Source organism: Liquorilactobacillus aquaticus DSM 21051 (assembly GCF_001436755.1).
GTDB lineage: Bacteria > Bacillota > Bacilli > Lactobacillales > Lactobacillaceae > Liquorilactobacillus > Liquorilactobacillus aquaticus.
In genome coordinates, this window is record NZ_AYZD01000004.1 from 54,556 (window position 1) to 79,617 (window position 25,062).

The following is a 25,062-nucleotide window of genomic DNA, read 5'->3' on the forward strand; positions in this document are numbered from 1 at the left end:
CTCCTTCCATTGAAATGTTCTGACACATCTTAGACTTGATGTCTTTGCTCAAACCATCATTTCATATAACATTTGATTCTCTTTAAGATCAATATAGTAAGGATCGAAGCGTCTCAATCTTGTTCGAAGCTGTTCAATATTCCGCCTGTCACCAAGCCTAATGCCAATCAAAACTGGTCCCTTTCCACGATTCACTTTTTTTGTATACTCGAATTTCGTTATGTCATCATCTTCATTTAAAATATCATTGACCACTTCACGTAACGCTCCAGGTCTCTGTGGGAAATTTACAATAAAATAGTGCTGAAACCCTTCATACACTAATGAACGTTCCTTGATTTCCTGCATTCTGTCGATATCATTATTCCCACCGCTTATTACGCAAACAACTGTTTTACCAGCAATTTCCTCGCGATGTTCTTCTAAAGCAGCCACACTCAGAGCGCCAGCCGGTTCCGCAACAATTGCTTCTTTACTATATAGCTCTAGTAATGTAGTACATACACGCCCTTCAGCAACATTGATCATTCCATCAACAAATTCTTTAGCATTGGTATAGGTCAGCCCACCAACAGTTTTAACTGCTGCACCATCAACAAACTTATCTACTTTTTCAAGCGTAACTGGATGTCCGCACTTAAAAGCCGCTGCCATTGATGCTGCTCCTGTTGGTTCAACGCCAATAACTTGCGTCTTAGGACTGACACTTTTGGTGTATGCGCCCAGTCCACTGATAAGTCCACCGCCTCCAACTGCTGCAAATAAATAGTCTACTTCTGTGTGCTGTGAAAATACCTCATCAAAAATTTCGCAGGCAATTGTTCCTTGACCAGCTATTGTGTTTTTATCGTCAAATGGTGCAATAAAGGTCATCTTCTTTTGCTCGCAATAATCTACTGCAGCTTGAGCCGAAGCATCAAATGTATCTCCAACTAGTTTAATCGTTGCTTCATCCCCACCAAAAAATCTTACTTGCTCAACTTTTTGCTGTGGAGTCGTAGTAGGCATGAAAATCACTGCTGGAACTTTCATCTTATGACACGTCCATGCAACCCCTTGTGCATGATTACCCGCACTTGCACAAACTATTCCTCTTCGACGTACTGCTTCTGGCGTTTTAGAAATTGCGTAATATGCACCGCGTAGTTTAAAAGAACGAACCACTTGCTGATCCTCTCTTTTTAAATATAAGTGACACTGATATTTTTGAGATAAATATGCATCGTATTGTAGAGGTGTCCGCTTAATAATCGGACGCAACACCCCATATGCTTCTTCGATATCTTCTTTTTTTAGCAATTCTTCTTTTGTCATTACGTCCATTAACGCCACCACCCCTTCAAGATGATTTATTATGTATGCCGAAAAGCGAAATATGCTTTCCATAATCAAGTCTTTGACTGTGGTTGCTTTTATTTCGCTTTTCTATTGTGTAACACTTTGAATTCAAACTAGTCACTGTATTTGTCAGCTTGCGCAACAAATGGCATTTTAGCACGTAATTCATCACCGACTTTTTGCAACTCCGAGTTTTCCATTTCTTTACGATATTTGTATAACTTCTTAAAGCCACCACGATATTCATCCATAAATTCTTTAGCGAATGTCCCATCTTGGATTTCTTTAAGGTTACGTTTCATCGCTTCTTTTGATTCGGCGTTTATTACACGAGGCCCTCTTGTGTATGATCCATATTCAGATGTATTTGAGCAATCGTTGTACATTTTTGCAAAACCACCCTCGTAGATCAAATCACAGATCAGCTTCATTTCATGATCAACTTCAAAGAAAGCTAATTCTGGTGAATAACCAGCTTCCGTTAATACTTCAAAGCCAGTTTCGATCAAGGCTGTTACTCCGCCCATTAAAACATTTTGCTCACCGAACAAATCTTCATCAGTTTCTTCCTTAAATGTTGTTTTTAAAAGCCCCACGCGTGCAGCACCATTTGCTTTAGCAAACTCTTTGGCAAAGTCTTCTGCATGGCCTGATGCATCTTGATAAGTTGCATAAAGTGCTGGAACACCAGAACCTTCCATATAAGTACGGCGGCATAAGTTACCGGGACCTTTAGGGGCCATCATTACAACATCAACATTTTCGGGTGCTACGATTTCTTTGTAGTAAACGTTGAAGCCATGTGAGAAGCCCAGCACGTTTCCAGGTTCAAGATTATCAGCAACTTCTTTTTTGTAGACATCCGACATCACTTCATCTGGAGTCAACATTTGTACCCAATCGGCTTTTTTGGCTGCCTCAGCTACAGGATAAACTTCGAAACCGTCTTTTTTAGCTTTATCGAACGACTTGCCTGGACGGACACCGATGATAACGTCTACTCCAGAATCGCGTAAATTGTTAGCTTGCGCATGTCCCTGAGCTCCGTAGCCGATAAACGCAACTTTCTTACCTTTTAAATAATTTGTTGTAACATCCTTTTCATATAACATTTCTACTGACATAATAATAACCTCCGCTTTTTTTATTTTTAGTAGCCAAAATACTTTAATAAGACTTTAAAAGTGTGTACAATGTAACTAATTAATATTTTTCTATATCACTTAATAGAGTGTGGTCGGATTCTTTATTCTTTTCAGGGTCGCACCATTCTGCACTTAGAACATCTATTTGTTTAGAAATTACACGTTTTAAATGTTCGCGTTCATGAGACTCTGCTATTCGAATCTTGAATTTTGCAACGACTGCTTTGTTATCTGGTGTTGAATTAATTGAGGCACTCTCGATATTTATATTTCTTCGTGTCAGCAACCCGGTGAAGCGATTTAAGACGCCCACCTTGTTTTTCATCTTACAGATAAGTATTTCATGCATTTAATCGACCCCCATCATAGCTTGATTGGGTTGACCTGGAGCAATCATTGGATAGACCTGCTCAAAAGCAGGTATGTCTGCTTCCACTACTGCACTTTCTTTCTTTGCGAAAACATCCGCCAATGTTTCGCGCCAGTGCAGCAAGGGAAGTTTTAAACTTTTGATGCCATATGCTTGAGCTAATTTGATGAAATCTGGTTGTCCGTTGAATATAGTTTGAGAGCGTCTTTTTTCGTAGAACAGATCTTGCCACTGGCGAACCATCCCAAGAGTTTTATTGTTAAGAATAACTATCTTAATATTCAAGTCATATTCTCTAATAACATCAAGCTCTTCGACTGTCATTTGAATCCCGCCGTCACCAACGAATAAAACAACCTCTTTTTCAGGAACCGCCAGCTTAGCACCAATTGCTGCCGGTAAACCAAAGCCCATTGTTCCTAGCCCACCGCTGGTAATGATTTGATGTGGCCTTTTAAAGGGGTAATGTTGTGCAACCCACATTTGATGCTGACCAACATCCGTGACAATAGTTGCATCATTGTTAGTTAGTTTCCCAACTTCTTCGATCACCGCTTGAGGTTTAATACTTCCCATTTCTTCTTCGTAATGCTTGGGGTGCAGTTTTTCCCAATCGTTCAGTTGTTGCAACCACATATTATGCTCTTCCTTTGGTCTTTTTTCTGTATTGGTCAACAACCATTGCAGGGCATCTCTAGCATCTGCTGCAACTGAAAATTCCGTAGTAATCACTTTCCCTAATTCGGAATCGTCTATATCAATATGTGCCACACAAGCATGTGGAGCAAATTTTGAAGCATTAGTTGCTAGGCGATCATCGAAACGTGAACCGATATTCAAGAGAAAATCGCATTCATAGAATGCCATGTTAGCCTGATAACTTCCATGCATTCCCCCCATTCCTAAAAAAAGAGAATCTGTGTCAGGCATTACACCCAAGCTGATCAGTGTTGAAACTACAGGAAGATCAAAACGATGAGCAAAACGCCTAAGTTCAGGAATCGCATTTGCCGCAATAACGCCGCCACCAGCAAGAATAAGCGGCTTTTTTGCCTTAAATAGAGCTTCACGTATTTTCAACATCATACCTTCATCAACGACTCTTTTTTGCTGAACAGGCTGCTTCTTCCAAACGTTCAGCTGCTTGCTTTCAAAATCATCTGGCAAACCCGAAGCTACATCTTTTGGAAGATCGATGACAACTGGTCCTGGTCTTCCACTGATAGCAACTGTAAACGCCTCTACTATCGTTGCAGGAAGGCTGTTAACATCATGCACTTGATAATTTTGTTTTGTTATAGGAGCAGTCATGCTCAAAATATCTACTTCTTGAAAAGCATCTTTTCCAATAGCGTCACATCCAACTTGCCCCGTAAAGACGACCAACGGAATCGAATCCAGCATTGCATCCGCAATCCCCGTTACCGCATTGGTAGCACCGGGGCCAGACGTTACAAATACGACTCCTGTTTTTCCCGTTGCTTTGGCATATCCCTCGGCTGCATGAACTGCTCCTTGCTCGTGCCGAACAAGTATATTATTGAATGATTGTCGATAAACCGCATCATAAAGCGGTAGTACCGCCCCACCAGGATATCCAAAAATAAGTTCTACATTTTGTTGCTTCAGCATTTCAAGTAAAACATCTGAGCCGGTTGAAAGCTCCTGAACTTCGCCCGTCTCTTTAGCTTCTCGTCTTGCCAACATGAAATTCACCTCCTCTTGAATCATCAGTCTTGCAAAATTAAATTATTTTATTTTGTACTTTCACATCACCTCCTTTAAGGTTATTCTTTTCAAAATCACTCACTTTATTTTCCAAAATAAAAAGCATCCATCTTCACGATGGATGCTAAAAAAATCCACCGCTCTAATTTCTTAGCGCGGTGTGATTCATTCCTTAGGTTGCTAACTCAAATTAACCCAGGCATTAAATCACACACGCGCATGATAATAATGACTAGGACAATTAGTAAGATAACGTTTTGCAATACTTTCATATCTAATCGACTACTACATGAACTCATGTGATCTAACCCCTTTCTTTGTTTTTTACAATCATATTTTTTATTTCAGAAAAAAACTTCTCGTTCATTGTGGAATCCACAAACTGAACAATACTCTTCATTGGGAGTAAGCGCCCCACAGTTAACACAGATATTAACCTCTACGTCCTCCTTCTCAGAACTGGAGATAAACCGTGCGCCACAGCTAGAGCAATATTTGCCAGCAGCAACTTTATTCCCACAGTTCCGACAAGTAACCATATCATACGCTAACTTCATAAACATCCCTCCGAACAATTATCTGAATAACAGATAACAACGACACGTTATAAAATACAGCGACAATTACTAATCAGCTTTTTATCAATGAACAAAAAGCATCTGTCAGATGTTCGTTTCATCGAAACATGAATATCTTTCATGTGTGTCATATTACACTTTGATTTTAATAGTGTCAACATCTTTTTTTAATAAAACTCTTTTATTTTTAGGTCGGGCACAACATTTTTAAACTTTTTATTCTTTTGTATTTATTCTAAATATCTTTTTTTTAACTTTATATAAAGCCATATAAGGAAGAAAACAAAAAAGCACTTAAACACTTCCATCTTTTATCGATTAATTTTTTAATTTAACGTTGACAAATTAGTTTTTTTAGCTGTATAGTTACAAACATATTAGAAATAGCTAAGAGGAGATCGGAATAATGACAACCAATACTAACATTCTAATTATTATTATCAGCGCGATTATTAATTGATGCGGGCTGTATTTTAGAATGTCCGCAAACAGCGGACAGTGTTGGTTGAGCCAGAAGCTGTCAAACAGCCTCTGGCTTTTTTTATTATTCATTATCTTCTTGGGGGGTGTTACAAAAATATATTGCTTTAGAAACATCATTTCGTTTTAGGAGGAATTTTTATGGACAATACAAATAATTTAGAGACCCATTTTGAAGCTTCAAAAGAGTTTAAGCGTGATTCAGTGAAGACAGTTATGTTCGCTTCGATGATCGGAACTGCAATTGAATTTTTTGATTTTTATGCTTATGGAACCGCTGCTGCTGCCTACTTCCCTAAAGTTTTCTTTCCCGAAGTTACACCAGCAATCGCTACAATTTTAAGTTTATTGACCTTTGGTGTTGCGTTTATTGCTCGTCCCTTAGGTTCCTTTATTTTCGGACACTTTGGCGATAAAATCGGTCGCAAACGGACCCTAGTTTTCTCTCTTTTATTAATGGGAATCTCAACAGTTCTGATTGGACTACTACCTAGTTATGCAGCCTTGGGGGTTGTCTCTGTTATTCTCCTATGTGCTTGTCGTTTTGTTCAGGGAATCGGTCTTGGTGGCGAATGGTCTGGAGCAGCCTTGGTGGCTACCGAAAACGCCCCAGCAAATAAGAGAGCTTTATATGGTGCCTTCCCAGAGCTCGGAGCCCCGTTAGGTTTCTTTTTAAGTAATGGTTTGTTCTTTCTGCTAGAATCTTTTTTAACTCCATCACAAATGCTTAGTTTTGGCTGGCGCGTTCCCTTTCTTGCATCTTCAATTTTAGTTTTCGTTGGTTTTTGGGTACGCGAGCGTATGCAGGAAACACCTTTATTTCGTCTAGCTCAAGAGAAAAACGAAGTAACAAAGTCTCCATTGAAGGTTGTTTTCAAAACTAGTTGGCGCCAAATAATTCAAGGAACTTTCATCGTTTCTGTTACATATACTCTCTTTTATACATTAGCAACATGGTCCTTGACATACGCTACCACAAAACTCGGCTTTACCAATCAAGAGTACCTATTCATGCTGATGGGTTCAATCATTGTTTTTGCTGTACTGATTGTTTTGTCCTCATCATTCGCGGACAAGTGGGGCCGTAAACGTACATTAATGACTTCATCGTCAGCCTTGGTTGTTTTTGCATTTCTTTTTCCCTACTTACTCCAAGGCCAGCGTAATTTCGTCAGTGTCTCCCTATTCCTTGTTATCGGTTTTGTTTTGATGGGTGTTGCTTTTGGGCCTGTTGGTGCTCTTTTGCCAGAATTATTCTCGACAAAAGTCCGCTACTCTGGGTCAGGTATCGCCTACAATTTAGCTGCGATCGTCGGAGCAGCCTTCACACCTACAATTGCAACTTGGTTAGCTGAAAATTGGGGCATTCGTTCCGTCGGAATATACCTAGGTATTATGGCTGTTGCCTGTCTGTTATCTCTAGCAACCATTAAAGAAACTAAAACAGTTGACTTTTCTAAATAATACTAATTAACAACAAATAACCCATAAACGTTTTTTCACCCATTTACTTATATTAAAAACGTTTATGGGTTATTATTGTCAGCTTTTTCTATACAATTATTTTTTTCATTGTATGCGAAACACTCCGTGCATAACTGCGCCCAAACTTATTCAGATGAACCATTAAGTAATATAAACGATAAAAATCAAATCGTTTTTTGTAACCTTTTGCCAATGGGGCCGTATCTTGATAAGCATGATAGAACGCTTCATTAAAGCCGCCAAATACAGTAGTGATAGCAATATCAAATTCACGATCACCATATAAAGCTGCTGGATCTATCAAGGCAGGCTGTCCATCTGCCAAAAACATATAATTCCCACCCCATAGGTCTCCATGAAGCAAAACTGGAGTACTTTCATGAAGTGTTAGTTCTTTTGCAATGATTTCACGGACTTTTTGATAGAGTATTAATTCTTTAGAATGCCACAGACCTTGCTGCTGCAAAGCCAAAGCCAATACGTCTAAACGCTGATTTAAAAACAATTTTCTCCATGAGTCTGTCCAATCGTTTTTAAAGGAAACACTGGTTCCAGCGTAGGGAAAGTCAAAACCAAATCTGTCTGTTGGACTTTCATGCTGATGTAAATGTGCAACCAGCTTCCCTAGATCCCTTTGATCACCAGAACCTGACTGCAGGAAATTCAGCAACAAGTACGCATCCCCTGCTATTTGACCGCTAGCAATCACACGCGGAGCCAAAATGCCTGCTTCTTCAAAGGCATGCAATCCTGCAATTTCTCCCGCATAAAATTCTTGGTCACGTTGCGGTTGAACTAATAAGAAATACTTTTTATCTTTTGTATCAAGTCTAAAAGCTTTATTAACATCCCCACCACCGACTGGAACCACCTGTGTAACTCCTGTGAGGGGCAATTGAGCCAACCATTTCTTTTGCATAAGTTTGCACTCCTTCTTATTTGTAAAACAGTTACTGCTACAATTATATTATAGTTTTTTTTTCAAAAATATTCATTCTCGAATATAAAACAGCTTATTAAAAGCATGGATGCAATCGCATTCAAAATAGAGCCAAAAGTTTGCTTTCAAAAAAGAAGTGGACATATACTTATAGGTGTACAAAATATTAAGGAGGAACATTAGATGGCTTATAAGACAATCAATCCTTTCACAAATGAAGTTATAAAAACTTTTCCCAATTCAACAGAGAAACAAATCGAAGATGCACTAACCACTGGAAATGACTTGTATCACAAGTGGCAAAAGGAGCCGTTTTCAGCACGTGCTAAGAAATTACACGAAATTGCTGACTTGCTACTACAAAATAAAGAAACACTCGCTAAAACACTTGTCACCGAAATGGGTAAATTAATTGAAGAAGCACGTGGTGAAGTTGAGTTGTGTGCCTTGATCGCTGACTACTTTGCTGACCATTCTGCTGAGCTCCTTAAGCCAACTCCTATCACTACCAAGGCAGGGGAAGCTCGCATTGAAAAACATTCCATTGGTATTTTGCTAATGGTTGAACCGTGGAATTTCCCTTACTATCAAATAATGAGAGTCTTCGCACCTAATTATATGGTTGGGAATCCAATGATTCTGAAACATTCTTCTAACACTCCAAGCTCCGCTGAAGCCTTCGAAAAAATTGTTCATGAAGCGGGTGCTCCTGAAGGCAGTTTAACCAATCTCTTTTTAACTCACGATCAAGTCGATCAAGTAATTGCTGATCCTCGTATCCAAGGTGTCGCATTAACCGGATCAGAACGTGGTGGAAGCTCCGTTGCTCAAACCGCTGGTAAATATCTCAAAAAATCGTCCATGGAACTTGGTGGAAACGATGTGTTTATCGTCCTAGATGATGCTGATTTAGAGCAAGTAATCAAAGTTGCGGCTCGTGCACGTACTTATAATGCTGGTCAAGTATGTACTTCCTCCAAACGTTTTATCGTTGCCGCTAATTTATACGACAAATTTCTGGAGCGTTTAGGTCAGGCTTACAAAAACTTCAAACCTGGCAACCCACTTGATGAAAGCACGACCTTAGCACCAATGTCATCTGCCAAAGCAAAGAACAAACTTGAAAAACAGGTCAAAGAGGCGCTTGATCACGGAGCAACCTTGTATCAAGGGAATAACCCCATTGATCTTCCAGGGCAGTTTTTCGAACCAACGATCCTAACAGATATAACACAGGATAATCCGGCTTATTATGAAGAAATGTTTGGATCAGTTGCTCAAGTTTATCGCGTGCATTCTGAAGAAGAAGCAATTAATCTCGCAAATGATTCTCATTATGGTTTGGGCGGGATTGTTTTCTCCAAAGATAAAGAACGCGGCAAAAAAGTCGCTAGTCAAATCGAAACAGGAATGGTTTTTGTTAATACCTTCCTGTATACCCTTCCTGAATTACCCTTTGGGGGAGTCAAAAACTCTGGTTATGGACGCGAAATGAGTCCTATTGGCCTCAATGCTTTTGTAAATGAAAAACTGATTGTTGCAGTTGACAAACCTGATTTTGATAACCGTGCCGGCGCCCTGTTTTAAGTAATATCGTATTCAGCTAAAAAATGTTCTTAAAATTCAGAATAGACTGTGTAAAAAAAGAGCAATACAAAAAAATTTTTGCATTGCTTTTTTTATTTACTCAACACGTCGCTGAAAAACTTTCTTACCACTAATGCTATCGCTGTTGTTTTTCAAGAATAGCATTAATAACATCACTCAATGAAATCTGACTCATCTGCTTTTCAGCTGCCTTTTGAATTTTTTGATATTCGGCAGTTAATACATCTTGAATGTTCCCCCCCACAACACAGTGAACATTGGTTTCTTCATCCACGTGGAGCAGGTCGCGTTTATCTGTGACAGCAATATAGATGTCAAACAACGATATCTTTTCAGCTGAACGAACCAATCTTGGAGCTGCAGCACCTTTTCTGGTCCTGATCAATCCTGCTTGCCCCAATCTCATCATCAACCGCCGAACCAGACTAGGATTAGACTCAACACTTGCGGCTATCGCCGTACTTGAGAGATCACTTCCCTTACAAATCTCTAGATACGCTAGAATATGAATTGCATCGCTTAATTTATGCGAATATTTCATCTTAAAAGACCCCACCTTAGCATCAAAAAACTGACTAGTTAATGATATGCCCTTACCTTTTTATAAGCAATATTTTATCTAGCAATCCAAAATTCTATTCGCATATTAACTCTGGATCACCTCTTGGATAGCTTCCTTTAGTGGCATTAAACCATGCCCCAATACCTCTTCTAGATCTTTTGATTCTTTCGCCAATTCGTTATTTCTAATTAAAGTTTGAACCATAACAATCATATCAGCAACCTGTGACGGCACACCCTGATTCTCTAAAATATTTTTATACTCGCCATCTGTAACTGACTCAACTTTAAATTCTTTAGAACTGATTTCGGATAGAACCGCTGCAAATTCTGCAAATGTCAACGGTTGACCTGCAAATTCATATATTTTTTTTGGACTTTTGCTTATCAAAACCTTAGCCGCTGCTGCAGCATATTCCCGCTCAAGCGCCCAACCAACACGCCCATTCTGTGCTGAATACACAATGTGGCCGCCAGCCAATGCCGTCTTTATTAGGTCAAATTCATTCTCAAGATACCAATTATTACGTAAAAATGAATGCTTAATTCCACTCTCGCTAAGTGCTTGTTCTGTTATTCTGTGATCCGAAGACAATGGGCTTTTTGCCTGATCAGCATGTGGAAAACTCGTATATGCAATAAACTTAACTCCAGCCTTTTTAGCAGCTTCAACAATATTCAAATGCTGCTTATCACGTGGATACTCAGCACCAGGTACAGAAGAAACAAAAAGAAGGCGATCTACATTCTTAAATGCTTCTTCAAGTTCCTTTTCATTAGTATAATCAGCTTTTCTAATTTCTATTCCAGCTGGTAAAATATTTGCTGCTTTTTTAGTATCACGCGCAAGTGCAATAATTTCATCTTTATTCAACTGACTTACTAACTGCGAAATAACACTGCGCCCAAGTCTACCTGTCGCACCTGTAACTGCATATTTCATATTCAAACCTCCATTTATTAAATGCTTGTTATTCACAAAGTAACATGTTGCTCAAAAAAAGTCAAAATATACGCATAAGACACTGCCTAGACTTTTTTGAGATCCTAGTCTCTTGACCTCCCAAACAACAATAACAGTTTTAATAAGATCTCACTTAAACCCGCATTTTTCAATACCAACTATTATTTTTCCAATGCTGCATAGCTTTGACCCATGTGCCATATCGTTGTGCAACATATCGGTTAGCCACTCGTTCTTGATTAGCGGCAGAGTAATCACCCTTTAAATAACTTGAATCTAACTGATACTTCCCAATATATTTCCCATTACGCGCATTGTAGTCACCACCTGATTCGTGTGCGACAACGTAAGCGCGTGCTTGAGCTTCATCCGTGCTCTCTGCACCACTACCACTACTTGAAGAAGTCTTGTTGGTAGTTGCGGATACATACTTGGTGCTTATAGCAGATGTACTCGGTGTTTCAGTTTTAACATTAACTGCTGTTTGCCCTACATTTCCAGGAATTAGTAAACTATGTCCAGCTAAAATAAAATTTGGATCTTGCAAATGATTAGCACTAACTATTCCCGCAACACTCGTCTTATACTCTTCAGCCAATTCTGAAACAGTATCGCCCCATCTTATTGTGATATTTTTCTGCTTATTCGATTGACTAGTACTGGTAGCCGCTGAGTCCTTATTTTGACTTGCTAAAAGCTGCCTAAAAGTCTGTCCATCTGCCTGATTAGTATTCGATGTCTTGTCGACTGTTTGTACTCTCGCTGTGTTACTAACAGACTGCGTTGCATCAATAGCCATTGTTTCCCCTCCGTCTTTCAAACTAGCTTATCTTGATTATCTTCTACGTACAAAATACCAGCACTCTTATGATAGTTAAAAGTCTCAAAAAAAGCAAGGTCGTCCAAAGCGAAATTTTTTTGAACTTTCAACTCAAAACTATGAAAAGTAGTTGATTCCAATTATCAATGACTCATAGCTGAATAGCATCCTGCACCTCGGAAAATTATCATGCAAAAAGTATAGGTTAAAATTAAGAGCTATGACAGAATGAAGCAATTCCTCATTTTGTCATAGCTCTTTCCGAAAATAATTGTATCGTGAAACACACTCATTTTACAGCACTCTTATTTTTTATGGCATGCTGCATTTTTTCTTCGTCGTAAAAATACAATACTGCCATCATCAGAAGATATATGAGAAACGGCAGCCAAACGTAATTGATATTTATCATATGCAAAGTTGAAGTATTTTGCATCTTATTAGGCAAATAACCTGAAACATGGAACAATCCTGCCGTGACAAGACCGCCAAAACCTAATCCCAAGTTGACTCCGAAATCATCGGTTGATGCCAATACACCTTCAGCTTGAATCCCCATTGCCATCCCATAACGAATTGTATCAGCAATCATGATCGAAACCAATCCGACAATTATCCCATGACCAATGGAATTGATCAATATTCCTATAAACAAGACCGATAATAAGCTGCTGTACACTCCGACACTCAAGAGGCATTGTCCGCTAAAAGCAAGTATAATTCCTATCTGCATCGTCTTTTTCTTCGATCTTGAGGAAGTAAGATGCATGATTAATAAAACACCGACCAATGCTGCCAAGGTGAAGCTATTCGCCCATGGGACCAGCGACTCATTATGTAAAGCATATTTAAAATAATAAATTGTCGTTTGATTTTTAATTGCTGTAACAAGCCAATACAGGAAAATAACGATTGAAATTATCAACCATTGTTTATTACGCCACAGCATTCGGACAACATTTTGGATAGGTTGATGACTTATTTCTTTAATTGTATGCCTCTCACGAATGTGAAAGAAGGTGTTTAGTATCAGCACTAGCGAAATTGCACCAAATACAATAATGGTTACCAGAAAACCTGTTTTTTGATTACCTTGACCGAAGAGTGCAACTAATGGCAACGTAAACACAGCAACTATAATTTGAACAGAACTTCCGCAAAACTGGCGAATAACACCTAATAAAGTCAATTCCCGCTCATTTTTTGTCATTGTGGGTAAAACTGAAGTAATTGGAACATTAACTGCAGTATAGAAAAAGCCCAATCCTAAGTAGGTAATATAGGCCCATACTAGTTTCCCTGTTGTTGAGAAATTAGGTGTAACAAAAGTTAAAATTGCAAAAATAACATATGGAAATGCATACCACAGAAAGAACGGGCGGCTTTTTCCAAAACGGGAATGAGTCCGATCAATCATCAAACCTATTAGTAAACTTTCAAGCGTATCCGCGATCCGCGCGACAACAAATAAAATAGCTACTGCTCCTGGCTCCAAGCCATACACATCGGTGTAGAAGAAAAGTAGGTAAGTAGTCATAACCTGAAAGACAAGATTGTCTGCAGCATCACTTAACCCATAGCTGATACGCTCTGGCCATTTAGTTTCCATCTTTTTGTCCATACACGTACCTCACTTATTTCTTATTCTTTTCACTTAATTCCTGTGAAAGCTCAGAAATTACAATATGATTAACCCACATCCAAGCCATATGACCCAACAATTCAGAAACGTGTTCTTCAAGCGGTTGCTCTCTAACATCTGGTATAGTTTTCATAGCTGGCATCATCCCCAGATGAGTTGCACCCCAGACTCCGATTCCAAAAAAGGTCCCTTTCCCTGCCTTCAAAAGCGGTACATAGTGAGAAGTCACACTATATATCATTCCAAAAGTTGCTGAAAAACCAAAATGGATAATAAAACTTGCCCATGGCATTTGATGTCCTGAGTAAGTATATGTCGAATGTGTGATCTTCTCAGGTATTCCTAACTGTTGCATAAACTTTTGCGGTGGATTTGTTTTTTCTCTTTCTGGAGTTCGGGGTGGCAACAAATTTTCCCAGCCCAATTTAACAAATCCCGAAACAATTCCAGCGACTCCACCAATGATCAGTGCATTTTTGACATCAAAATTATTTTTACTCATTAAGTATTCCCCCTATACAAAACCTTAAGCTAATTAGTCAGTTTAAACCAATTATTTTAGTTTAGCCAGTAAAGGGCTCAACTTTTGTGTGCTAATCTAAAACACATTTTCTCTACTGATTCCTAATGATTTTTAACACTAAATCAGCATATTACTTCCAACTAGCTTTATCTTAACTCCAGTAAAATCAAAATCTGAATTTTTAAAGCACACGCCTTAGCCAAAAACCTTTAAACTACACCTTGCACCATCATTGCATCTGCAACTTTGACAAAGCCAGCAATGTTTGTGCCGCTTAACAAATCATTAGCTACACCATATTCTTTTGCCGTCATCATACTTTTTTTGTAAATATTATGCATTGCATCGCAAGAAATTTAATCTTTCCAGCACACTTGGGCAAACAAAGTTACTGATCTTTTCGTGTTCGTTTTTCCTGTTCTTTTTCCCACTTTTAGGGAAAAAATGGCATTAATGGCTATCTGTTGTATAGCCATCATCTCATCGATTAAAGAGTTACTAATTAACTTAAGTTCAAAAACACTTGATAGAAACAGGACCTCTATTTTTATCAAGTAATTTTTTAACCTCATTTTAAACAACAAAATAAAATAGGCTAGCCGAATAAAAAACACGGCCAGCCTATCATTTAGATATAGTTATCATTTTATTTTTTCCCTTTAAAAGTCAAGTTTTCCGTTCTTCAATTGATTAAACTAATTCATTTTTGGGGGTAGCAATCACCGGAAGCCATTGTTTAGTAATCGTCTCAGGCATAAAATGCTGGATTCGTTCAAGTGAACGCTCTGAATAATAACGTCTTAGAAACAAACTCCGCGTCATTTTATCCAAAACGCGGACAAAGTCTTTAACATCATGCGGTTTAGTGATAATTCCATAGCGATCATCCCGCAAGTATTCATCTGAACCGGTATTCTTCATCGCAACAATTGGAAGACCGAAGCCCATTGCTTCACCCATCACCAATGGCATTCCTTCCCAGCGTGACGTCGATACAAAAATTGACGCACTTTCGTAATGCTGGCGCAACTCCTCATCTTTCAAAGCTCCACGATAAATTATTTTATCTTTCACTCCGAATTTTTTAATCAACCCATGAAAAATCTCCATATCTTTTGGAGTGCCACTTCCCGCAATTGCGATCTTCCAGTCTTTAGGCAGGGACTGCGCAGCCTCAAGTAAAAAGTCTATCCCTTTATGTTGAATTGCTATCCTGCCGGTAAAAGCAATTATGTGACTCTTCAAATCGGCCTTTTTAGGTGCTTCCAAAGTCAGCGGATTATATATTTTCACAGTATTATTATTGAACTGCCGATATCTTGCGTAATCTGCATCAGTCAATACGACTACCGTGTCGGAAAATTCTAAACCACGCTTAAATTCTTCCTGCATTGAAGCATAGTATTGCTCCATATACGTATCAAAATTGTTGTGCATCCAAGCAATCACATTAACATTCGGTGTCGCTTTTTTTATGAACGGTGAAAAACTCGTTAGCAATCCTGCTGGCAAAATAACAGCCTCATATGCATTTTCTTCTATAAAATCGCACAAGTCAGATATTTGATCGGCATATGCTTCATATGGGTTGGCTCCAAAAAAATTCAGAATTTCAGCTGAAACAGTCCGTTTAGCTGTAACAAGAGGAGCATCTAGAACATAATAGGGCTCAACTTTCTCTAATGAATAATAAGTGACATCAACGTATTTAGCTAAGTCATTGCCAACTACTGTAGCGGCCCTTTTTACTCCGTCCATCACCACATTCTCTAACACTATCAACACTTTCATCAGCTGTGCCACCTTCCCTCCAAGTCAGGAAGGTGACCCACCTCCCTTCGTTTTATCATACAAGGCATCTAAATAATCCTCCAAGGAGCTCAGCTTGGAAAAGCATTTTCCAAAAACACACTATCCCAAGAGTATGTGATGGCTTTATTAAAATGTAATTTTCTGCTTTTCTATTTACTTCACATCCTTGTAGAGAAATTTTAGCACAAAAAAAATTTTTAAAGAAACAAAATGCATTATAAGTCTGCCTTCACGGTTAGGAATAGCGTCTGCTCGCTGTTTTGCCTTTTTATCATTTTGAGACCTTTTCTTATGTTATTCTGAAATAAAGGGGTTTTTAATATGGAAACAGCTAAACAACTAAAAAATGTACGTTCCTTCTCATATGACAAAATGTATAAAGACACAACCGGTCACGGCTTTGACCATATACAGCGAGTTGTAAAAATGTCAAATCACCTTCTTAAACAGGAGAATGCCGATAGATTAATCACACTCAGTGCAGCATATTTGCACGATATAGCTGATGATAAGCTGGTCAGTGATTACCTGTCAGCTCAAGCTGAAATAATTACTTTTTTGCGAAAAAATGCTTTTACTGATGATCAAATCAGGAAGATTACCTTTATTACACAGAATCTTTCCTTCAGTAAAAACTTGGACCATCGTATCCTTGATCTTCCTCTAGAAGGAAAGATCGTCCAAGATGCTGATCGCTTGGATGCGATCGGTGCGATCGGAATTGTCCGAGCGATCTATTATGGCGGCGCTCACGCCGAAAAAATTTATGATCCATCTTTCAAGCCTCGTCAAAAAATGTCAAAAAATGAATATCGTGACCTAAGCCACGAAACAATTATCAACCATTTTTATGAGAAACTATTAAAAATAAAAGACTTGCTGAATACCCAGACAGCAAAGCAAATCGCTGAGAAACGTCAACAAGTAATGCTTTCTTTCTTGAAAAATTTCAAAGAAGAATGGGATTGCGAAAAATAAAAAAATTAAATAGTAATATACCCTTCTTGTACCTCTCATCATCCATACTTCTTATTTAGCAAATAGTAATAGGTATCATTTAAGACCTATAAACGCCTTGACAGCACATCTTCTATCGCTTAACATTCTAAATTGTAACCATTACTGTTTGCTGCTATTTATTAAACTATCATCGAAGGAGCATTTTATGATAAAGAAAAGAATTTTTTTACATAGCATTATCGGATTATTTGCACTTGGAGCTGTTCTAAGCGGCTGCTCCCCACAGAAACGTTCCTCTACTAACAAAAAAATCAACGTCGTCGCTACAACCGATTTTTATGGTGAAGTTGCCAAAAAAGTTTTAGGCAACTATGGAACAGTAACCTCGATCATCAATAATCCTAATATTGATCCCCATGATTACGAACCGACTACTAAAACCGCCAAAATCGCTTCGAAAAGCGATCTTTTACTGTACAATGGTGTCGGTTATGATACTTGGGCAGAAAAACTTTCGGGAGGATCAAAAGTAGCGGTCGGGGAAGATATCATGAATAAAAAAGACGGGGACAACGAGCATCTATGGTACAATAGTGAAACAATGTCACGAGTTGCTAGGTATCTCGCAACAGAATACGGCAAAAAAGACTCGAAACATAAAAAACAATTCAAAGCAAATGCAGAAAAATATGTTGACAGTTTAAGGGATCTTCAATCAATGATCAATAAAATCAAACAAAACAGCAATAATAAACTTGTAGATGTCAGCGAACCAGTCTTTGACTATGCATTATCCGACATGGGGTATAAGATCAACAATCGGCACTTTTCTGATTCAGTAGAAAAAGGTACTGATCCTTCACCTAGTGATATCAAAAAGATGCAAGACGATATTAAGAATCGTAAAATCGCCTTTTTTGTCGAGAATACTCAAGCAACTGATAAGGTAGTTTCTAACTTGGTTGAGCTGTGCCAGAAACATAATGTGCCCGTCGTTAAAATTACCGAGACTCTCCCAAAGAATAAGAACTACCATCAGTGGATGGCAGCACAATATCAACAAGTTTTAGACATTCAAAGAAGCGAGCGATAGTAATTATGAATTCTATTATTGAAGTTCACAATCTGAACCTAAGCGTTCAAGGCAAACAACTATTTAAAAACTTAACCTTTAAGGTTCCGGCTAACAAACTGACCTGCTTAACTGGCGAAAACGGGGTTGGGAAGACAACTTTGATCAAATATCTACTTGGCACATTCAGCCACCCTGATAAGGAGACTAAGTTGAATGTTTCCTCCCAAAAAACACAGTACGTCCCGCAACTACGTAACCTTGATGCTGAATTCCCATTGAATATCTGCGACTTTGTCGGACTTGGCTTGAAAAAATCGTTTCTTCCTTGGCATACACCAAAGGAACGGATACTTCTGGAACATGTTTTAAATGAAACTTCTTTAACTGCTATTAAAGATCGCCCTTTAGGAGCCGCATCTGGTGGTGAAAAGCAGCGTGCCTTCCTGGCACAAGCGCTTTGTGCTGAACCTAAACTGCTGATTTTAGATGAATCAACAGCAAGCTTGGACAAAAACTCCAAATATAGCTTAATGAATTTAATTGAACGATTAGTGCAGACAAAAGAAATTACCGTTCTTTTTATTACACATGATCCTGAATTGATTGCACGTTATGCTGATTATGAACTAAAGCTTGCCAAGCAAAATGGTCAATTATTGAGAAAGGATAGGGGCTCTCATGTTACAATTTGATTTTATGCGTTATGCCTTTATTTCAGGTATATTTATTTCTTTGATTTGCGGTTTGATGGGAACCTTTGTCGTTGCACGTCAAACATCTTTTTTTACACATACCTTATCCGAAATTGGTTTTTCAGGTGCAACCTTTGGTATCTTCATAGGCACTAGTCCATTATTGGGTATGATTATTTTCACTCTTGCCAGCGCTATTTTCATCGGCTTTTCAGGGGAACGGCTGAGTCGCCGTGAAGCTTCAATTAGTGTGTTCTCAGGTGTTTTTATTGGCTTAGGTATTCTTTTCCTCTCCCTTTCAAATAAACAAGCAAACTATGCCACTAATATTTTATTTGGAAGTATTGTAGGGATTAATCTTAACAATCTTTATTCTCTTATCTGTTTAAGCATCTTTATTTTAATTGTGATTACTGTTTTCTTTCGTCAATTAGCTTATAATTCATTCGATGCGATCGGATCACAGTATAATCAGCGTTTTAACACACTAATTTCAATAATTTTTCTTGCACTATTAGCCTTAACAATTAGTATTACAGCACAAATCATCGGGTCATTGTTAATTTTCGTTCTATTAACGATCCCTGCTTCAGCGGCTAAATACTTTGTTCATTCTTTGAAAAAAATGATTTTATTGACGACTGTTTTTTCTCTTTTTGGCATTTGGTTTGGTTTGTATCTTGCTTACATAACTGATTGGCCCGTTAGTTTCTTTATCACTATTATTGAAGCCACGATCTATGCATCTTCCATGTTATTTCAAAGAGTAACCACACTGCGTTAATTTACAATTATGTACCAAAAAGTCTGCTAATTTTTGAAACACAGAAATCTCTACAATATCAGGTAAAGACAAAGGGGCTAGGTCAAAAGTTATATTTTGACCTAGCCCCTTTGTCTTACAATATTTGTAGCATTATTGTGCCCCTGCCAAGGAAACACATTATATCATATATTAGCTCAATCTAACACTTTGTTTATATTACAGTAATCACTTATTTTTTTTCATGCTGTTTTTTAATGCCCGAACACGAATAACCTCTGGAATAGTCATCAATTCCTTTTTCAGCTTCGCTAGTTTTTCATCCGAAATCTCTGACATATCAATCATTGTATACGCAATTTTATCGCGGCTACGATTGATCATATTGTCAATGTTCAACGAATCATTGGCCAATATGGTTGTAATACGCCCAACCATATTAGGAACATTCTGATGGATCAAAGTCAGACGCAAGGGTGCCTCAAAAGACATTTCTACAGCGGGAAAGTTAACTGAATTTATAATATTCCCTGTCTCCAGATACTTGCGTAACGTTTGCGCTGCCATCCTAGCGCCATTCACCTCAGCCTCGAGTGTTGTCCCTCCAATATGTGGTGTAATAACGATCTTTTCATTATTGATGATTTTATTGGAACTAAAATCAGTCAAATAACGCCGTAATTCTCCATTCTCTAATGCTGCCACCACTGCTGTTTCATTAACAATTCCCCACCGAGAATAATTTAACAACACAGCATTTTTTTTCATTTGCTTCAACTCTTCAGTATTGATCAGATCTTTGTTTTCCTCTGTATAAGGAATATGAATAGTGATGTAGTCACTTTTCTGCAGCAATTCCGATAACTTTTCTGCACGTGGGATATCATTTGATAATTTCCAAGCATGGTCAACACTGATGTATGGATCGTAACCTATAACATGCATCCCTAGGTCTGCAGCCGCACGCGCCACTCTTGACCCCACTGAACCTAACCCAATAATTCCAATTGTTTTTCCCAAAAGTTCAGTTCCAGCAAAATGGTTTTTCCCTTTTTCCGTCTGTGTACTAACGTCTGCTCCAACAATTTTCTTAGCCCAAGCAGCAGAAGCTACAACCGGTCTTGTGGCAAGAATCAGCATTGCAATAATCAATTCTTTTACCGCATTAGCGTTAGAACCAGGCGTATTAAACACAACTGTCCCATTAGAATTGGCCTCAAGTAAAGGAATATTGTTAACTCCCACACCTGCACGTGCAATCGCAAGTACACTGGTTCCAAAACTAGTCTTATGCATATCCTGACTTCTTATAAGCAGTGCGTGTGGTTTATCACTCTTATTAATTGTATACTGATCCTTTGGAAAAACATCTAAACCTTCTTGAGCAATAACATTATAGGTTTTAATATCATATTTTGTCATCTGTTTCCTCCAACACTTTGTTCGAATTTCTCCATAAACTCTACAAGTTTCTGAACACCTTCAAATGGAAATGCGTTGTATAAACTGGCACGCATTCCTCCGACTGAACGGTGACCCTTAAGATTTACCAGACCATTTTCTTGAGCTGCTACAATAAAGCGCTGATCTAATTCTTCATTGCCTGTCACAAAGGGTATATTAGTTATTGAACGTGCATCTTTTTTTACGGGTGCACTAAATAAACGCGAAGAATCTAAATAATTATACAAAAACTCAGCTTTCTTCTCATTACGTTTTTGCATTTCATCGACACCGCCTTGATCCAGCAACCATTTAAAGACTAGACCCGCGACATAGATCGCAAATACTGGGGGTGTATTCAAGGCCGAATGTTTTGCCGCCTGTTTCACGTAACTCAGCATTGCAGGCAGTTCAGGCCTATCATCTAATAATTCGTGCTTTACAATGACCACTGTCATCCCAGCTGGCCCTATGTTCTTCTGCGCACCTGCGTAGATTAAACCAAAATCACCAACATTGTATCGTTGCGCCATAATATTTGAAGACATATCACCCACAAGTATCTGACCATTTAGAGCGTTAGGTAATTCACGATACATTGTTCCCTCAATTGTGTTATTTAACGTTAGATGAACATAATCATATTCTTTTTCTAAATTTGGCACGTCAGGCAATGTAGTGTAGTTTGTTGAAGAAGCTGAAGCCACAATATCTGCTTTTATTTCTGGAACAAGACGCGCCTCTTCTATCGCCCGTTGCGCCCAATGTCCCGTATCAATAAAGCCCGCCCGTTTGTTTTTTCGCGCGAGATTAAACGGCACCATTGCAAACTGCAACGTTCCTCCGCCTTGCAGAAACAGCACATCGTACTCATCTGGGATACTCATCAATTTTCTTAAATTTTTCTCAGCCTCTGCTTCCATATCCGTGTAGAGTGAGGAGCGATGACTGATCTCCATTATGCTCATACCGCTATTTTTATATGAAACCAATTCGCTTTGCACTTGGCGAATAACAGATGCTGGTAATACTGCAGGACCAGCCGAAAAGTTATAAATCTGTGCCACGCTACCCACTTCTTTCTTTTAAAATTTTTACACGTTGGAGCAAAAATTAAGACTAGCTGAAAGACAATTGAAGAACTCTTTAATTTGACAAAATCCACTAACCCTCATTTTACTCAATGTTACGAATGTAGCGTATCAGTCAAGTTATGTCAAGCTGCAATCTGTCGGTAAATAAAAATTAAATACCTAATAAATAGGCTCTGGTAATTCATTTTTTGAAACACGTTTCAAAATCATACTCAATGGTTTCGCTTACATTAACATAAGATGAGAATCCTTATTTTTAATTTTTTTGTAACATTTTGTTTAATATCGCTATCAATTATCTTAAATTTATCTTAAGTAGCAACACCGTTATGTTAGCTTTTTACGAATTCTACATTCCTTTAAAAAAAAGTAATCTTTTTGTAATAAATTTAAGTATTTTCGAGCGATTTTATACTTTTCTCTTACACATAAACGCTGATATATCAACGTTTATGCATTTTAAATGTACTCCATTAAAAAAATTATATTTTTTATAGCTTAGAAAAGGCTTTAATATCAGTATATGTCGAGTTTTATTACATTTCTTCATTCATTTGTAATATAAATTGTACTCTCCTGCAACATTATTGGTCTACAATTTAGTTATCAGTTGAAAAACAATTAAATGAAAAGTAGGAGTGAATTAAATTTGAAACGTACAACAAAAACATTATTGGCAAGCACCGTTGGAGCTGCGGGTTTATTCCTTGCTTCTACAACGAATGCTAGTGCCTCAACAACAGTTAAGGTAAATCAGAATGACACTGTTTGGGCTCTCTCCCAAAAATATGGTGTTTCGATCAAATCGATTGAAACATTGAATCATATCGACCAAAACAAGCATCTTATTTTGGTTAACCAGTCACTGGCAATTCCTAATAAGGAAACAAGTACCAAGACTACTAATTCAAGCAACACACAAAGTACCAATGCAACATCCGTTGTTAAAGTATCAAGTGGCGATTCATTATGGAAGATTGCTAACAGCTATAACATTACTGTTGATCAATTACGCACTTTGAATGGATTATCTTCAGACGAGACTCTGATCTTGCCTGGTCAAGAACTCAAAGTTTCAGGTACACCTAAGGCTGCTGCAACAACTACTACAGCTAAAGCTGCCGATACAACGTCAGCTGCACAATCATCATCACAAAAGACTCAAGCAGCAACATCGTCAGCTGCTACTACTACTCAGCAAGCAACACAAGTTACTGTTTCTGCTAACCATGTTACATATACAGTAAAGGCTGGAGATTCATTATATACAGTTGCTCAAGCTTATGGTGTTTCTGTAGATTCTTTGAGAGCTTCTAACAAGCTTGGCTCTACATTGACAATTGGTCAAACATTGACGATCAATGATCCTACAAAAACTCCTGCTACTCAAACTGCAAGTTCTGCTGCATCAAGTTCCACAACAGCAAGCTCTGCAGCGTCGACAACAACAGCTACACAACAAAGCAGTAGTTCTTCTGCTCAAACTGCAAGTTCCGCTACGCAAAGTTCAACTGCACAACAGACTTCAGCTGCGCAATCATCATCACAAAGCAGTACTGTAAGCTCTGCTACACAAAGTTCAACTGCACAACAAACAGCTACTGTTCAATCTGCAGCAACAAGCTCTTCCAGCTCAGTTCAATCATCGTCACCAAGAACTGCTACAGCTGCTACAACAGTGAATGCTGCTACAACAGTGAATGCTGCTAGCAGCTCTACTACCACGCAAAGTTCAACCGTTAAAACAGTTTCATCTGGCTCAATTACTTCAATCGCTACTCAAATTGCCAGCATGGGAGTACCATATGTAACTGGTGGAACAACACTCAGTGGTTTTGATTGCTCAGGTTTCACGCAATATGTTTACGCCAAAGCTGGAATTTCAATTCCTAGAACTTCTCAGGCTCAATCAGCAATCGGCACTTATGAGAGTGTTTCAAACGCTCAAGTTGGTGACTTGTTATTCTGGGGTGGCAGAGGTTCTGCATACCATGTAGGTATTTACTTAGGTGGTTCAAGCTATGCAGCAGCTCCTGAAGAAGGCGAAAATGTAAGTATCAAGAGTTTTACTTACTACCAACCATCATTTGCTGTTCACGTAAACTAAAACATAATTTATAAGAATATAAATCAAAAAGCATTTGAATTACTCTTAAGTGAGATTCAAATGCTTTTATTTTTTTAAAAATTTAAATTTCGATATTTGAGTCATAAGAGCATCTTCCATATTTATTTAAACAGTTAGCAAAAAACAGCTTGGTGATCCCCATTTGAGGATATCACCAAGTTGTTTTTATTTTATACAGAAGATAGCGTAGTAAGTCAGACATCAACCACCCAAATATGCTCTTTGGACAGCAGGATCACCCAATAACTTTGCCCCTGTTCCGTCCATTTTTACCTCACCTGCCGCTAAGACGTATCCTCGATCGGAAATAGACAAAGCTTTTTTAGCATTCTGCTCAATCAACAGAATAGTTGTTCCTTGCTGTTTAATTGCTTCAACGATTTCAAATATTTTGTTGATAAATATTGGTGCAAGTCCCATGGAAGGTTCGTCCAACAGAAGCAATTTGGGTTTTGACATTAAGGCTCGACCAATTGCCAGCATTTGCTGTTCTCCACCCGAAAGTGTTGCAGCATCTTGATTTTCACGTTTTTTTAAAATATGAAAGTGTTCATAGACTTCTTCCATAGACTCTTTAATTTGCTGTCGATCCTTCTGCAAAAAGGCTCCCATCTGCAAATTTTCTTTAACTGATAATCCTGGAAAAATATGTCTTCCTTCGGGTACATGTGAGATCCCAGCAGCCACGATATCAGGTGCCTTTTTTTTCCCAATATCTCTTCCTAAATAGTTTATCGATCCACTGGTAGGTTTTAAAAGTCCGGAAATTGACTTTAAAATCGTGGTTTTCCCCGCACCGTTAGCTCCTATAAGCGATACGATTTCACCTTCATTAATTTCAAAACTAACACCCTTGATAGCATTAATAACACCATAGTTTACAACAAGATTCTTAACTTCCATTATTATCATC

General features: G+C 38.3%; 23 protein-coding genes. 7 read left to right on the top strand and 16 right to left on the bottom strand.

What is annotated here, in order from left to right:
* Positions 1–48: 48 nt before the first annotated feature.
* From ilvA to FC19_RS01360, 5 genes are all read right to left on the bottom strand, one after another.
* Positions 49–1,323 carry a threonine ammonia-lyase IlvA gene (gene ilvA, locus FC19_RS01340; RefSeq protein WP_057875200.1) on the bottom strand — a complete coding sequence of 425 codons (1,275 nt, stop codon included), beginning with the start codon at positions 1,321–1,323 and terminating at the stop codon, positions 49–51.
* Positions 1,324–1,451: 128 nt separating this feature from the next.
* The gene (gene ilvC, locus FC19_RS01345) at positions 1,452–2,462 is read right to left on the bottom strand and encodes a ketol-acid reductoisomerase (protein ID WP_057875201.1); all 1,011 of its coding nucleotides are present in this window, start codon (positions 2,460–2,462) and stop codon (positions 1,452–1,454) included.
* A gap of 79 nt (positions 2,463–2,541) precedes the next feature.
* On the bottom strand, positions 2,542–2,832 hold the full coding sequence (locus FC19_RS01350) for an ACT domain-containing protein (RefSeq protein ID WP_057875202.1): 291 nt from the start codon (positions 2,830–2,832) through the stop codon (positions 2,542–2,544).
* The gene (ilvB, locus tag FC19_RS01355) at positions 2,833–4,560 is read right to left on the bottom strand and encodes a biosynthetic-type acetolactate synthase large subunit (RefSeq protein WP_057875203.1); all 1,728 of its coding nucleotides are present in this window, start codon (positions 4,558–4,560) and stop codon (positions 2,833–2,835) included.
* Between the two features lie 365 nt (positions 4,561–4,925).
* Complete coding sequence (locus FC19_RS01360) at positions 4,926–5,138, bottom strand: zinc ribbon domain-containing protein (RefSeq protein ID WP_057875204.1); 213 nt, start codon at positions 5,136–5,138, stop codon at positions 4,926–4,928.
* 642 nt (positions 5,139–5,780) lie between these two features.
* Here FC19_RS01360 and FC19_RS01365 point away from each other — a divergent pair.
* Positions 5,781–7,103 carry an MFS transporter gene (locus tag FC19_RS01365; protein ID WP_057875205.1) on the top strand — a complete coding sequence of 441 codons (1,323 nt, stop codon included), beginning with the start codon at positions 5,781–5,783 and terminating at the stop codon, positions 7,101–7,103.
* An 88-nt stretch (positions 7,104–7,191) separates the two neighbouring features.
* On the opposite strand, the gene FC19_RS01370 is transcribed toward FC19_RS01365, so the two are convergent.
* On the bottom strand, positions 7,192–8,043 hold the full coding sequence (locus tag FC19_RS01370) for a fructosamine kinase family protein (protein WP_057875206.1): 852 nt from the start codon (positions 8,041–8,043) through the stop codon (positions 7,192–7,194).
* 204 nt (positions 8,044–8,247) lie between these two features.
* Here FC19_RS01370 and FC19_RS01375 point away from each other — a divergent pair, with 204 nt between their 5' ends.
* On the top strand, positions 8,248–9,651 hold the full coding sequence (locus FC19_RS01375; protein WP_057875207.1) for an NAD-dependent succinate-semialdehyde dehydrogenase: 1,404 nt from the start codon (positions 8,248–8,250) through the stop codon (positions 9,649–9,651).
* 136 nt (positions 9,652–9,787) lie between these two features.
* Here FC19_RS01375 and FC19_RS01380 read toward each other — a convergent pair whose 3' ends face one another.
* The 7 genes from FC19_RS01380 to FC19_RS01410 form a co-directional block, all read right to left on the bottom strand.
* Positions 9,788–10,213 (bottom strand): Rrf2 family transcriptional regulator, encoded by a 426-nt coding sequence (locus FC19_RS01380; protein WP_057875208.1) that lies wholly within the window; start codon positions 10,211–10,213, stop codon positions 9,788–9,790.
* A gap of 105 nt (positions 10,214–10,318) precedes the next feature.
* A complete protein-coding gene (locus FC19_RS01385) occupies positions 10,319–11,176 on the bottom strand; it encodes an SDR family oxidoreductase (RefSeq protein WP_057875209.1) in 858 nt (285 codons plus the stop codon).
* Between the two features lie 169 nt (positions 11,177–11,345).
* Entirely contained in the window at positions 11,346–11,996 is a 651-nt protein-coding gene (locus FC19_RS01390; protein WP_057875210.1) for a LysM peptidoglycan-binding domain-containing protein, read from the bottom strand.
* Positions 11,997–12,306: 310 nt separating this feature from the next.
* Positions 12,307–13,638 (bottom strand): MFS transporter, encoded by a 1,332-nt coding sequence (locus tag FC19_RS01395; RefSeq protein ID WP_057875211.1) that lies wholly within the window; start codon positions 13,636–13,638, stop codon positions 12,307–12,309.
* Between the two features lie 13 nt (positions 13,639–13,651).
* Positions 13,652–14,161 carry a DUF1440 domain-containing protein gene (locus tag FC19_RS01400; RefSeq protein ID WP_057875212.1) on the bottom strand — a complete coding sequence of 170 codons (510 nt, stop codon included), beginning with the start codon at positions 14,159–14,161 and terminating at the stop codon, positions 13,652–13,654.
* Positions 14,162–14,391: 230 nt separating this feature from the next.
* The gene (locus tag FC19_RS11415; protein ID WP_157061230.1) at positions 14,392–14,523 is read right to left on the bottom strand and encodes a hypothetical protein; all 132 of its coding nucleotides are present in this window, start codon (positions 14,521–14,523) and stop codon (positions 14,392–14,394) included.
* A gap of 349 nt (positions 14,524–14,872) precedes the next feature.
* Positions 14,873–15,973 (bottom strand): glycosyltransferase, encoded by a 1,101-nt coding sequence (locus FC19_RS01410; protein WP_057875228.1) that lies wholly within the window; start codon positions 15,971–15,973, stop codon positions 14,873–14,875.
* A gap of 342 nt (positions 15,974–16,315) precedes the next feature.
* Here FC19_RS01410 and FC19_RS01415 point away from each other — a divergent pair, with 342 nt between their 5' ends.
* The 4 genes from FC19_RS01415 (at position 16,316) to FC19_RS01430 (ending at position 19,505) form a co-directional block, all read left to right on the top strand.
* Positions 16,316–16,972, top strand: coding sequence for an HD domain-containing protein (locus tag FC19_RS01415; RefSeq protein WP_057875214.1), 657 nt, complete (start codon positions 16,316–16,318; stop codon positions 16,970–16,972).
* 190 nt (positions 16,973–17,162) lie between these two features.
* The gene (locus FC19_RS01420) at positions 17,163–18,047 is read left to right on the top strand and encodes a metal ABC transporter solute-binding protein (protein ID WP_057875229.1); all 885 of its coding nucleotides are present in this window, start codon (positions 17,163–17,165) and stop codon (positions 18,045–18,047) included.
* A 5-nt stretch (positions 18,048–18,052) separates the two neighbouring features.
* A complete protein-coding gene (locus FC19_RS01425; protein ID WP_057875215.1) occupies positions 18,053–18,721 on the top strand; it encodes a metal ABC transporter ATP-binding protein in 669 nt (222 codons plus the stop codon).
* Positions 18,708–19,505: a metal ABC transporter permease gene (locus tag FC19_RS01430; RefSeq protein WP_057875216.1), complete on the top strand. Its 798-nt coding sequence runs from the start codon at positions 18,708–18,710 to the stop codon at positions 19,503–19,505. The genes FC19_RS01425 and FC19_RS01430 overlap by 14 nt, the downstream gene beginning before the upstream one ends.
* Positions 19,506–19,712: 207 nt before the next feature.
* On the opposite strand, the gene FC19_RS01435 is transcribed toward FC19_RS01430, so the two are convergent.
* A complete protein-coding gene (locus FC19_RS01435) occupies positions 19,713–20,906 on the bottom strand; it encodes a phosphoglycerate dehydrogenase (RefSeq protein ID WP_057875217.1) in 1,194 nt (397 codons plus the stop codon).
* Positions 20,903–21,994, bottom strand: coding sequence for a 3-phosphoserine/phosphohydroxythreonine transaminase (gene serC, locus FC19_RS01440; protein ID WP_057875218.1), 1,092 nt, complete (start codon positions 21,992–21,994; stop codon positions 20,903–20,905). Before serC ends, FC19_RS01435 begins: the two co-directional genes overlap by 4 nt.
* Positions 21,995–22,670: 676 nt before the next feature.
* Here serC and FC19_RS01445 point away from each other — a divergent pair.
* The gene (locus FC19_RS01445; protein ID WP_057875219.1) at positions 22,671–24,128 is read left to right on the top strand and encodes a C40 family peptidase; all 1,458 of its coding nucleotides are present in this window, start codon (positions 22,671–22,673) and stop codon (positions 24,126–24,128) included.
* Between the two features lie 222 nt (positions 24,129–24,350).
* Here FC19_RS01445 and FC19_RS01450 read toward each other — a convergent pair whose 3' ends face one another.
* A complete protein-coding gene (locus tag FC19_RS01450; RefSeq protein ID WP_057875220.1) occupies positions 24,351–25,061 on the bottom strand; it encodes an ABC transporter ATP-binding protein in 711 nt (236 codons plus the stop codon).
* Position 25,062: the final 1 nt, after the last annotated feature.